A 12,006-nucleotide genomic window follows, 5' to 3' on the forward strand; every position below is an offset into this window, starting at 1 on the left:
CGGGGATGGCGGTAGCGCGTTCACAGCGCGAGTACCCGCTGGTCGCGGACCGAACGGCCGTAGCGATGTTCGGCGTAGGTGATGAAGTCCGCCAGCACTATTCGATCACCGTCGGTGAGTCGAGGGGGGAGTGCGACGGGGATCCCGGCCGCTGCCGCCACGTCGGCGAGCGCGGCGCCGAGTTGCAGTGCGGGAGTAGTTATCTGCTCGGCGGCCGCCGGCTCGAGCAGCTCGAAATCGAGGATGAGCGTCTCGGAGTCTTTGTAGGAGTTCAGATCGAGAGTCGTTCCCGCGCATTGGGTGTCGATCAGATCGCTGACCAGTTGGCCGTTGCCGGAGAGGGCGGCGCAGCGGAAGGCCAGGCGCATGGCCGGTTCGGCGACGGTGCGGTGCCAGTGCTCACGCTGGTTGCCGTTGGGGAGGGTGTGGCGGACGGCGTCGATGGCGAGGGCGGCGGGGACCGCCAGCGAGACCGCGCGGCCCAAGAGTTCCGGATCAGGTTGTGGCGCTTGCTCGATCGAGGCGTGGAGGAGTTCGGCGTGCCAGTAGTCGAGTTGAGCGCAGTGCATCCCGAGTCCGTGGGCGGCGTAGACCGAGAACGACGCGTCGAGGAGCTCCTCGGCGAGCGCGAGATCGCCTTCCGCGCAGGCGAGGGTGGCGAGTCGCAGTCGAACATCCGCCGCGTCCACCACCGCACCGGCGGCGTCGAACCCATCCAGTGCGCGCTCGTAATGCGCACGTGCCGTAGCGAAGTCATTTCGACGTTCGGCGAGAAAGCCCATCGTCTTGGCCCCGATCCCGGACCAATGGCCCAACCCGCCCGCTTCGAAGAACTTCTGACTGGCCCGCAACGGCTCCTCGGCCTCGTCGAATTGCCCCGCACGTATCAGCATGGTGGCCAGATTCTGCTGCGACTCGGCGACCGAGGCGTCCTCACCCGCCGCGGCGAAAGCGGCCACTCCCTGCCGGGCGAAGTCGATGGCCAGTTCCCATCGCCCGGTCTCGAACGAGCAGGCGGCCAGGTTCATCAACGGGTGCCCGGCCATCTCGGGCGCGAAACGTTCTGTCACCCCGAGGGATTCGGTGGCCAACTCACCTGCGCGCGCCCACTGCTGCCGGTGCAACGCCACCGCTGTCAGCGACAGCAGGCACGCCACCCGCAACAGTCCCTGATCGGTGCTGTCGGCGAGCAGCGTGCGTGCTTCCTCGAGCACATCCTGTGCGGCATCGAACTCGCCCAGATGCTGGAAAGCCTGCGACAGGTTCACCAACGCGGCAGGTCGCTGATGCGCGGCGTCCTCGGGCATTTCGGCGAGTGCCGTCCGGAACAGCACCACCGACCGCCGGTGATCGCCGAGCTCATCGGCCATACTCGCGGCATTGATCAGGGCCGCACTCCGCAGCCGCGGCGTCGCACCCTCGGCCGCTTTCTCGAACATCTCCAGTGCCGCGACCACATCGCCACGTTGATAGGCCGCATACCCCGCGGTGAGCTGTGCGTCGTCGCGATCCGAGGTTCTACCCGTGGCTGCCATCAGAAGTCCTCGTCTGTCTCGGCGGCCGCTGTCTCTGTGGTCAGGCGTTGGTCGCCGGTGTGTTCAGTGAGCCGTGCTCGGATGAATCGGCGAATCCGATCCCGAACGGCCGACTCGTCTTCGGGCTGATCGACCGGACCGACACCGGGCACGAAAACGGTGATCTCCGGCGATTTTTCAGGTGTGCCGGGGAGCGTGGCCGAGCCCGTCCAGGCATCACCACGCAGCTGCAAGGGCATCTCCACGTCGGTCGAGGGCAGCTGCGCTCGCACCCGTGCGTACGGTCGAAGATGTTCGGGAACGAGTTGTCTACAGTCCGGCGCGGCAACCACGTTGACCTGTACCGTCGATACCCCGGCCGTCCGGGACACCTGCCACGACACAGCCTGCTCACCCGCGTCCAGAATGCCGGGCGGGCACAGTCGCCAATCCCATCCGCCGCTGCCGCGCGCGACGATCAGCCCGTCGGCCGAATCGGCGCCACCGGCCGCCAGGGCGTAATCCTCCGCACGGCCGCTGATCGACGCTGCGCTGTCGTCTGAGGTCTGCGCGGCGCCGAGCTCGTGCTCACGGAACAGCTCGTCGGCATCTTCGTCGATCACCATCTCGCATGTCACGGTGAGCAACTCGATCTCCTCGAGCAGCAGCCGCTGATCCAAGGCGGGTATCCCGTCGACGGTCGACGCGGGCCACCACCGACTTGCCCAGTGCGCGTAGGCGAGTCGCCGCAGGGCCGCCGCCGTCTCCCCCCGGGCGGGCGCGGCTGTCACCGCGCGGGGACGGTTGTCCGCGACCGCCAAGGCGACTTCCTCGCCGTAGACCGCCCACACCCATTCCTGCGCCGCCTCGACGTCGTCGAGCACAGCGGCGGGTACCACGTCGCTGTCGAACAGGCGCCAACTCAGGTGTCCCCCGAGCACTTCGAGGACCAGCACATCGAGCCCCGGCGCGGGATCGGTGACCAGGGGCGCGCCGTCCGCAGCGATCACGAGCAGGCCGGGCTCCGCATGGCGAAGACGGACGACGGTCATCAGCTGGCCCTCGCTTCCCTGTCGGCCACGGTGTCGGCGGTCAGCGCCTGTTTGACCCGGGTGCGGTGGTCCAGGATCACCGACCGGGCGACACCGTCGAGCAGATCCCACAGCTCGCCGGGATCGAACACGGGCATCTCACGCACATCCCGACCGTGCAACCGCACCCACAACCTGCGCGAATACGGCCGCCACGGCGTACGCAACTCGGCGGCCACCGCCGCGAGCGGCCCCGTCTGTCCGTCGACCACATGCACCGCGTACCGACGCGCCTGCAGCACATACCCTTCACGGCGCCAGCGACCGTTGACCACCTCGTGCGCACGCGACGACGGCACTCGCCGGTGAAATTCTTCGACGGCCGTTCCGATCGGTGAAAGACCGAGGGCCAGTTCGGAACCCGCCGCCGCGGCGACCCGCAGGGATTCCTCGAGCAATCCCCACGGAGAACAGCTCCGCGAGATCTCCCGCGTCACCAGCTCCGGGATCTCGGGCAGATCGGTGCGATCGATGCTGCCCTGCAACACCGTGAAGACCCGTTCGTAGACGGTCCGGTCGAAGGGCAGACCGAGACTCGCGGTCGACGCGGACGCGCCGAGCTCGGGTCGCTGTGGGCTGGAAAACGTGGTGAGCCCCAGGTCATCGGCACCGGCCTCGGGATGCTCGAGCCACAGGGCGATCCCGCGGTGTGTGCCCGCGCGGTTGTCGAGAAGGTCGTCGAACAGGGGACCGGCGTCGGCCGGATCGCCGGAGTGGGCGAGCGTGCAGGCTTCGAGCAGCTCGGTCAGTTCCGCTGCCAGGTCGCGGGCCGCGTAGGGGGCGAGCGGGCGTCGCGCCCAGGCGATACCCAGCAGTTCCGCCAGCTCGGCGGCTCGACGAGGCTCGGTGACATGGCGTTTGAGCGCTGCGGTGGTGCGCCCACCGGTGCTGTCGTGGACTTCCCGCAGCGTCGCCTCGGCCCGCGCGTGCCCGCTGTCGCCCTCCGGCGCACCGGCTACGGTCGCCAGCTCGAAACAGCGCTGGAAGTAGAGGTCCTGTGCGTTGCCCTCGGTGATCCGCAGCCGACGCCGCACCTGCTTCAGCACGACGAACCACGCCGCGCAGGCCCGAAGCGAATCGGACTGCGCGTGCACCAGGGCCGTGAGCAGCGCGATCCCGTCCTCGTCGAGCACGCTCGACGCCAACACCGGATGCTGCATCGGCCGAAGCACCAGCGGATCCAGAATCAACTTCACCGTCCGGCGCAGCGGTCCGCCGTCGGCCCCACTCAGCGCGTCGACACCATCGATCTCCCGCCACACCTCATCGAGCACCATGGCGCGCGGTCTCCGCATCCGACCAGGTTATAGGTATTTTCGGCGGCCGGTGCGGTGGTTACCCAGGGCGAAAGTTGGGATCGGTAGGCGGGAAAAGATTTCTACCTTTCTCTCAACGGGTTACCAGCCCGGTCACACCGAGAGAAACGGAAACACCATGAACACCAAGCTGATCGCCGCCCTCGCCGCTTCCGCCGCCGCCACCGCGCTGTTCGTCACCGGTTGTAGCGACGATGCGGGCACCACCTCCCCGAGCACCGCCGGATCGGCTGCCCCGGCCCCGGCCGCGGGCAAATCCACCGCCACTGTCGACGGCAAGGAGTTCACCGCGAAGTTCGATACGACCTGCGCCAAGCAGGGTGGCACCCTCGCACTGGCGCTCACCGACACGGCCAACGCCACCTACGGCAGCCTCTCGGTCAGCGCGTCGGTCGAAGGCGAGAAAGTCCAGGCGGTCGCCATCGGTGGTAGCCAGGGCGGCGCCAACGGCCTGCCCTACGCCGTGGGCTACGGCAACGGCCAGCCCGGCGGTTCCGCGACCCTGGCCAAGGACGGCAACACCTACCGCATCACCGGCGAGGGCATCAGCGCCGACATGACCAACCCGCTGGCAGGCCCGTCGACGGCGAAGTTCGACATCACCTTCGCCTGCTCCACCATCGTCGGCGCCTGATCCCTCGCGACCCGGTCGCATCCATTCAAGGAGAAATCATGAAATCCAAGCTGCGTGCGGCCGCGGTCGCCTTCGGAATCCTGGCCATCGGCTACTACCTCTTCTACGGCCTCACCTACACCCCCGACGAATACACCGGCGCGATGCTCGGCTGGGTCGGTCCCCAGATGGCCCTGCCGATCATCGCGCTCACCATCGTCCCGATCGTCTTCGCCTTCACCGGCGACGGCATTCTCGAAGCCTTCACCGGCCGCAACAGCAGCGAGTTCCGCGACGCCGCGGTCGGCATCGGCACCATCACCTCGTTCCGCCAGACCGGTGTCTCGGTGAACGACCAACCACAGGTCAAGATCGCCTTTCGAGTCGAAGGCGCCGACGGCAAGGTCTTCGATTCACACGCCAAGATGATCGTCCCGCTCACCGAACTCGCCCTGCTGCAGCCGGGCGTCGTCCTGCCGGTCCGGTACCTGCCGGGCCGCACCGACAAGGTCGAGGTCGACCGCTCCGGCGACAACGGCGCCGCCCAGCGCGCGATGAACGAATCCCTCATCCGCAAGGGCATCACCACTCGCGGCAAGCTCGACATCGCCGATCGCGGCATCGCCGCCCAGGCGGTGGTTCGCAGCCTGGACGTGCCCGGCCGGATCCGCGGCGGCTACACCGAGATCGCCCTCGGCCTGGTGGTCACCCGCCCCGACGGCACCACCTTCGAGACCCGCGCCGAGAAGTACCTGCCGCCCACCGCGGTCGGGCACGTACAGGTCGGCCGGATCGTCCAGGTGCACTACCTGCCCGGCAACGAGCAGGAGGTGGTGATCTCGCTTCCGGTCAACGCCTGATGACAACTCCCTTCACACTCGGTGCGCGCTGTGGCTGATCCCTTCGTGATCGGTCACAGCGCGCGCCGAGTTTTGGTCGTCCGTTCATCTTCGCGTTCCCGATGGCTCGCTTGGGCTGCTTACGGTGCCCGGAGTCCGTTCTACTCAGGAGTCACCGTGAGTCCGAAACCGCTCGCCCTGTTCGTCAAGCACGACGGTCAGTCGGCACGCGCCGCCCTGACCTGTGAATACAAGTGCGGCAACGCCTGCTTCCACGAGCCCCCGAATACCTCAGCGGGTGCCTACTTCGGTGACATCGTCAGCGGCCTCAACCGCCGTGGCCTGATCAAGGGCGGTGCGGCCGCGGTGCTGGCCGTCGGTGCGGCGAGCGCGCTGGCCGCCTGCGGTGACGACTCCGAGGCCGCGAAGACCCCGGCCCCGACTCCGGCCGGAACACCCGGCACCGGAACGACTTTCACGGCCGTGGCGCCGAACAAGGAAGACGCGCTGACCATTCCGGAAGGCTACGACCAGCAGGTCGTGATCCGCTGGGGTGACCCGATCTTCGCCGACGCTCCCGCGTTCGACTTCGACAAGCAGACGGTCGCCGCGCAGCTGAAGCAGTTCGGGTACAACAACGACTTCGCCGCGCTGCTGCCGATCGAGGGCCAGGCCAACAGCTACCTGCTCGTGGTCAACCACGAGTACACCACCGGCCCGATGATGTTCCGCGGCTACGACAAGGCCAAGCCGACCGACGAGCAGATCGCGATCACCAAGGCCGCGCACGGCATGGCCGTGGTCGAGGTCAAGGGCGAAGCGGGCTCCGGCAAGCTGACTCCGGCCTTCGGTAAGTACAACCGCCGCATCACCGCCGACACCGAGTTCCTGCTCACCGGGCCCGCCGCGGGCAGCGCGTTCACCGTTACCAGCGCGGACCCCTCCGGCACCAAGGTGCTCGGCACCTTCGCCAACTGCGCGGGCGGTGTGACCCCTTGGGGCACAGTTCTTTCCGGTGAGGAGAACTTCAACGGCTACTTCGCCAACGGTGACCTGGCCTCCGACCCGCAGGGTCGGGTCAAGCGCTACGGCTTCGCCAAGGGCGGCACCCCGAACCAGTGGGAGCGCACCGACAAGCGCTTCGATCTGAGCAAGGAACCCAACGAGGCCAACCGTTTCGGTTACGTCGTCGAGGTCAACCCGTGGGATGCCTCGTCCACGCCGATCAAGCACTCCGCAATGGGTCGCCTCAAGCACGAGGGCGCGTCGATCTACGTCACCGATTCCGGTGACGTCGTCTCCTACACCGGCGACGACGAGAAGTTCGACTACATGTACAAGTTCGTGTCCTCGCGCAAGATCCAGTCCGGCACCGGCGCTTCCGCGATGCGACACAACCTGACCATCCTCGATGCGGGCACCCTCTACGTCGCCAAGCTCACCGGCGACCACGCTGCCGAGATCGACGGCTCCGGCAACGTCCCCACCGGCGGCTTCACCGGCAAGGGCCAGTGGATCCCGATCCTGGAGACCGGCGACGACGGCAAGGGCAAGTCCCTGGTCGACGGCATGACCGCCGCCGAGGTGGCGGTGTTCACCCGTCTGGCAGGCGACAAGGTGGGCGCCACCAAGATGGACCGCCCCGAGGACTTCGAGGCCAACCCGTTCACCGGCAAGGTCTACGTGGCGCTGACCAACAACGACAACCGCGCCAAGGACGACAAGCCGGGCGTCGACGAGGCCAACCCGCGCAAGCTGAACAAGAACGGCCAGGTTCTCGAGCTCACCGACAACCACACCGGCACCGACTTCACCTGGTCGCTGCTGCTGGTCTGCGGTGACCCCGCCGCCGCCGACACCTATTTCGCCGGTTTCGACAAGACCAAGGTCAGCCCGATCTCCTGCCCGGACAATCTGGCCTTCGACCCGTACGGCAACCTGTGGATCTCCACCGACGGCAACGCCCTCAAGACCAACGACGGCCTGTTCTCGGTGATCCTCGACGGCCCCAACCGCGGCGAGACCAAGCAGTTCCTCACCGTTCCCAAGGGTGCGGAGACCTGCGGCCCGATCGTCACCGAATCCCACGTCATCGTCTCGGTCCAGCACCCCGGCGAAGCCGATGACGCCACCCCCGACAACCCGCAGTCCCACTGGCCCGACGGCGGCACCTCGCAGCCCCGTCCCGCCGTAGCGGTCGTCTGGAAGAAGAACGGCGGACGAATCGGCATCTAGCCGACCCCCGATCCGCTGACGAAACCGCTACCCGGCTGGGCGAGTAGCGGTTTTGTCATGTCAGCTGCTGCCGAACAAACCGGACATGTTGGCGAAGCGGGCGAAATCGCCATGGGCGGCGTTGAAACGGTTGACGTCGGTGCCGCCATGGATGCCGGGAACGACGCCACGGTCGGTGGTCTGCCAGAACGTCCAGGTCGGCCAGTTGCCGGGGACTTCGGGCTGGTCGTTGCCGCTGTAGTCGGCGATCCAGAGGGGATACCTGGTGAAGGCGCTGGTGTCGGCCATCGCGGTCTTCCAGAAGTTCGGATACGTGTAGATGATCGGGGTGCGGCCGGTGAGCGTCTGCACAGTGTTGAGGTAGCGGTGGGTCCAGTCGATGAGGGCGGCGGGTGCCAGGCCGCCGGAGGTTTCCAGATCGAGGACCGGCGGGAGGTCGAGGGGGCCGTTCTGGCCGAGGACCGTCGCCGCGTACATCGCGGCCTGCGGTTCGGGCGGCAGTTCGGGACGGGCGAAATGATAGGTGCCGCGCGCTACACCGGCGGTTCGCATCAGAATGCTGTCCTGCACGAAGTACGGGTTGAAGTAGTGCAGACCCTCGGTGGCCTTCACCATCGCGAACTGGTGTCCGGCCGCGCGCACCGCGTGCCAGTCGATCATCCGGCCGTCCACATGCTGCCAGGACGACACATCCGGCCCGCTGGGCTCCGCCTGCGCGGTGGCGGGAAGCACGCAGGCCAGGGCGACGAGCGCAACACAACCACGAACCGTCGAACTCCAGCGCTTGGTGTCCATGGCCGTCGACCGTAGTGGCTTGTTGCTCGTGTGACCAGTGGTGTTGGTGGGTGTCTTAGAATAGTTACGACAAAGCCTGTCGGCCCGTGCCCGTATCTTGGTGCGGACATCGGCTGACAGGGAGTGGTGGGCATGGCGCGCAAGCGTGAGGTGCGGTTCGAACCGGCGGTGGCGAAGCCGGGGGCGCTGCGACCGGCGGTCTCGCCGGGCGACGATCCGACCGACGAACTGACCGTCACCGACGTCGAATATCGCGACGCGGATTTCGCCGAGAGTCACGTTTCCGGGATGAGCGTCGAGGCCTGCCTGTTCGACAGTGTGCGATTTCCGAGCACCCTGCGCCACAGCACCATCGCCGAATCCACCCTGCGGGTCTGCGATCTGGCCAACGTGCAGGCCGACGACTCCTCGCTGATCGAATCCCTGATCGAGCACGGTCGCCTCACCGGATTGTCCTGGACCGCAGGCGTTCTCCGCGACGTACTGATCGACTCCACGCGCGCCGACCTGTCCTCGTTCGCTCAATCCCGCATGCGCACAGTAGTTTTTCGCGACTGCGACCTTCGTCAAGCCGACTTCCAGAGCGTCGAGTTCCGCAATGTGCGCTTCGAGCGCTGCAACCTCGTCGGCGCACGCTTCGCCGGCGCGCGCATCCAGCAGAACCTCCGCTTCGAAGACTGCGACCTCACCGGCATCTACGGCATCACCGCGCTGCGCGGCGCCACCATCAACGGCGGCGACCCGGAAGGGCTGGCATCAACTCTGGCGCGCGAACTCGGCATCGTTGTCGAATGGCACACCGCTATCGCTGAGAACTAGCCCAACCAGTCGAGAACCGAAGCGGCAGTCCAGGATTGCTGCATACTGCCCAGCGGCGCACCGGTGAACGGCTCGTAGTACTCGGCGAAGCTGCCGTCGCTGGCCTGGCGCAGACCTTCGGCCCGGAGCATGTAGGAGCGCTCGGCCCAGCCTCGGCGGGCGAAGGCCCAGGAGAACAGCCAGCTCATGACCGGCCAGACGGGGCCACGCCAGTACTCGCGGGGACGGAAGTCCTTGGATACGGGGGAGGTCGACGGTGGCAGGGCGTAGCGCAGGTCGGGGTGTCCGCAGAAGCGAGGGCCCTCGAAGGTATTGAGCAGGGCCCGCTCGGCGTGGCGGGACAGGCCGCCCGAGATCAGCGGCGCGAACATGGCGAGGGTCTCGGTGCTGATCCAGCGCTGCAAGCGGGAATCGTAATCCCGTGCGGCGCCGGTGCGTTCGTCGGTGGTGGCGACCACGCCCTTGCGGAAACGTTCGGCCCAGCCGTGCAGTTCGCGGACGTCGGCGTGGGGTTGCTTGTACTCCTCGCCGATATCGGCCAGCACCTCGCAGGCCAGCGCGAAGATCGCGGAGACGAACACGTCCTCCACGGCGAAACTCATCACCGAGGTGAGCTGGAAATCGTCATAGTTCGCGCGCCGCATCTGCTCGACCAGCCACAGGTAGCGGTCGTATTCGCGGTCGCTGGGGCGCTGGGTCGGGTCGGAGACGATCGAGGTGTCCGCGCGCCGATACGGCGGAAGGTCCTTCCCTGGAACAACATTGGCGTAGGCGCGGTCCCAGCGCGGGGAGTTGTCCATGCCGGATTCCCAGCCGTGGTACAGCGTGATCCGCCCGGTTTCCTTGGGGTCGCGGGCGTGCGCGAGCCAGCGGTGCCAGCGCACCAGATCCGGCCAGCGGCGGTTCAGGAATTCCTCGGCCACGGCGCGGGTGGAGCGGCCGTGCCTGCGGGAATGGTCGAGGATGCGCTGCACGGCGATGGCGTGCACCGGCGGCTGTGTGATGCCGGAGGTGTCGGGGCCGTCGGGCGCGTTCGTCGCCAGCTTGCGACATTCCCACCGCGCGGGCCCGGGGAAGTACCCGTCCACACCGTTGGCGAAGACGATGTGCGGGATCATCCCGTTCTTCCACTGCGCCGACAGCAGCGTGTCGAGTTCGACCACGGCCCGCTCCACGCTCAACGGAGCCAGCCCCACCGCGACGAACGCCGCGTCCCAGCTCCACATGTGTGGGTAGAGACGGGGCGCGGCGCTGGTCATCGTGCCCAGGTCGTTGCCGCGCAGGAGGTAGGCGGCGCGGGCCGCGAGCTGCGTCGAGGTGAAACCTGGGTCGGTCATCTGTCTATTCTGCGGCGGAGCAGGCCCTATGGCATCTCGACAGCACTGTGACGATCAGTACCCGGCTTGACGCGGCGTGTTCTGGGCGGCCGATCCGACCGAGCTGAGCATGGTGGTGATGCACAGCCCCACCACCAGGTTCACCGCCGCGGTCGCGATCTTGGCGTCCAGATCGGCGACCAGCGTGAACGGCAGGATCACCGCGACGGCGGTGAGGAGCAGACAGATCCAGGTGAAGAACGTGAGCGGGCTCGGCATGGCGAGCAACAACACCATCAGCAGGGCCGTGGCCAGCAGCGCGGCGGCCGCGGCGGCGATGGCGTAGGAGGTGGTGGAGACGGTGCCGTACGCGCCCGCGCCTTCCGGCGAGAGGATCGCGATGCCGAGCACGCCCCGGATCAGCATGATCGCGACGACCACCAGCAGGGCGGCGACGACCGCCGTGCCGATACCGCCCGCCCACAGCTTGCCCACATTGACCTTGGGCTCCGGCTCGCCCTGAGGATAGGGGGGCTGGCCCTGGCCGTACTGAGGCTGGCCCTGGTTCTGGGGGTACTGCGGGTCCGCTGGTCCGTAGTTGTACCGGGGATCGGTCATAGTCCGACGGTACTAGCCGGTGCTGTCATCCGCTGGGGGAAACGGCCAGGGTGTCTAGATCTCTGTGCCCGCTAGCGTGGGATGTATGACGGTGACCAGTACTCCCGCCCAGACCGCCCTCATCACCGGCGCGAGCCGCGGACTCGGTGCCGCGATCGCCCGCGAGCTCTCGCCCACCCACGACCTGCTGCTCGGTGCCCGCTCTGCCGACGCGCTGAAGCCGATTCTCACCGAGTTGCCCGATGCGACGGGCTGGCCGGTCGCGCTCACCGACTACCCCGCGGTGGCGGCGGCCGCCGAGCAGATCTCGCGGCTCGATGTCCTTGTGCACAACGCGGGGATCGCCGACCTCGGAACGGTCGCCGAGTCCTCGGTCGAGCAGTGGCGCGAGACTCTCGAGGTCAATCTGATCGCCGTTGTCGAGTTGACGCGGGTGCTGTTGCCCGCGCTGCGCGCCGCGAACGGGCATGTGGTGTTGATCAATTCGGGAGCCGGGCTGCGCGCGCATCCCGGTTGGGGTTCCTATGCGGCGAGCAAATTCGGGCTGCGCGCCTTCGCCGACGCGCTGCGCCAGGAGGAGCCCTCGCTGCGCGTGACCTCGCTGTTCCCTGGCCGCATCGACACGGATATGCAGCGCGCGATCGTCGCCGACGAGGGTCGCGAGTACCGGGCGGAGGAATTCCTCACCGCCGAGACGGTGGCCGGTGCTGTGCGGAACGCTCTCGACACACCGCGTGACGGACATCCCACCGAGATCGTGCTGCGCCCCCGCTGACCGAAATCGCGTGATTCGGTGTGGTCGCCGATGGCTGCGTCCAGGGGGTCGGCGCTGGAATTCGCGCAGAGGTAT

Annotated in this window: 11 protein-coding genes; 5 read left to right on the plus strand and 6 right to left on the minus strand. The window is 67.6% G+C overall.

The window, feature by feature from the left end; all coding sequences use genetic code 11:
- Window positions 1-20 precede the first annotated feature (20 nt).
- From NS1_RS22940 to NS1_RS22950, 3 genes are read right to left on the minus strand one after another with little or no spacing between them, the layout of a single operon-like run.
- Window positions 21-1,535, minus strand: coding sequence for a tetratricopeptide repeat protein (locus tag NS1_RS22940; protein ID WP_062987632.1), 1,515 nt, complete (start codon window positions 1,533-1,535; stop codon window positions 21-23).
- Window positions 1,535-2,566: a hypothetical protein gene (locus NS1_RS22945; protein ID WP_062987634.1), complete on the minus strand. Its 1,032-nt coding sequence runs from the start codon at window positions 2,564-2,566 to the stop codon at window positions 1,535-1,537. Before NS1_RS22945 ends, NS1_RS22940 begins: the two co-directional genes overlap by 1 nt.
- Entirely contained in the window at window positions 2,566-3,882 is a 1,317-nt protein-coding gene (locus NS1_RS22950; RefSeq protein ID WP_062987636.1) for a hypothetical protein, read from the minus strand. Before NS1_RS22950 ends, NS1_RS22945 begins: the two co-directional genes overlap by 1 nt.
- Window positions 3,883-4,039: 157 nt before the next feature.
- Here NS1_RS22950 and NS1_RS22955 point away from each other — a divergent pair, with 157 nt between their 5' ends.
- From NS1_RS22955 to NS1_RS22965, 3 genes are all read left to right on the plus strand, one after another.
- Window positions 4,040-4,555: a lipoprotein LpqH gene (locus NS1_RS22955; protein WP_062987638.1), complete on the plus strand. Its 516-nt coding sequence runs from the start codon at window positions 4,040-4,042 to the stop codon at window positions 4,553-4,555.
- 38 nt (window positions 4,556-4,593) lie between these two features.
- Window positions 4,594-5,394: a hypothetical protein gene (locus NS1_RS22960; protein ID WP_062987640.1), complete on the plus strand. Its 801-nt coding sequence runs from the start codon at window positions 4,594-4,596 to the stop codon at window positions 5,392-5,394.
- A 156-nt stretch (window positions 5,395-5,550) separates the two neighbouring features.
- Window positions 5,551-7,608, plus strand: a complete 2,058-nt coding sequence (locus tag NS1_RS22965) for a PhoX family protein (protein ID WP_062987643.1) — start codon at window positions 5,551-5,553, stop codon at window positions 7,606-7,608.
- Between the two features lie 60 nt (window positions 7,609-7,668).
- Here NS1_RS22965 and NS1_RS22970 read toward each other — a convergent pair whose 3' ends face one another.
- Window positions 7,669-8,403 (minus strand): glycoside hydrolase family 25 protein, encoded by a 735-nt coding sequence (locus NS1_RS22970; protein ID WP_056823826.1) that lies wholly within the window; start codon window positions 8,401-8,403, stop codon window positions 7,669-7,671.
- A 132-nt stretch (window positions 8,404-8,535) separates the two neighbouring features.
- Here NS1_RS22970 and NS1_RS22975 point away from each other — a divergent pair, with 132 nt between their 5' ends.
- Window positions 8,536-9,222 carry a pentapeptide repeat-containing protein gene (locus NS1_RS22975; protein ID WP_062987645.1) on the plus strand — a complete coding sequence of 229 codons (687 nt, stop codon included), beginning with the start codon at window positions 8,536-8,538 and terminating at the stop codon, window positions 9,220-9,222.
- Here the strand turns inward: NS1_RS22975 and ggh are convergent.
- Together ggh and NS1_RS22985 are read right to left on the minus strand one after the other, a co-directional pair.
- The gene (gene ggh / locus NS1_RS22980; protein WP_056823820.1) at window positions 9,219-10,559 is read right to left on the minus strand and encodes a glucosylglycerate hydrolase; all 1,341 of its coding nucleotides are present in this window, start codon (window positions 10,557-10,559) and stop codon (window positions 9,219-9,221) included. The two genes, NS1_RS22975 and ggh, sit on opposite strands and share 4 nt — an antisense overlap.
- 54 nt (window positions 10,560-10,613) lie before the next feature.
- Window positions 10,614-11,156, minus strand: a complete 543-nt coding sequence (locus tag NS1_RS22985; RefSeq protein ID WP_062987647.1) for a DUF6069 family protein — start codon at window positions 11,154-11,156, stop codon at window positions 10,614-10,616.
- 85 nt (window positions 11,157-11,241) lie between these two features.
- Between NS1_RS22985 and NS1_RS22990 the strand changes: the two genes are divergently transcribed.
- The gene (locus tag NS1_RS22990) at window positions 11,242-11,931 is read left to right on the plus strand and encodes an SDR family oxidoreductase (protein ID WP_062987649.1); all 690 of its coding nucleotides are present in this window, start codon (window positions 11,242-11,244) and stop codon (window positions 11,929-11,931) included.
- Window positions 11,932-12,006 lie beyond the last annotated feature (75 nt).

This window comes from Nocardia salmonicida NBRC 13393, from assembly GCF_001613085.1.
Taxonomy (GTDB): Bacteria; Actinomycetota; Actinomycetes; order Mycobacteriales; family Mycobacteriaceae; genus Nocardia; species Nocardia salmonicida.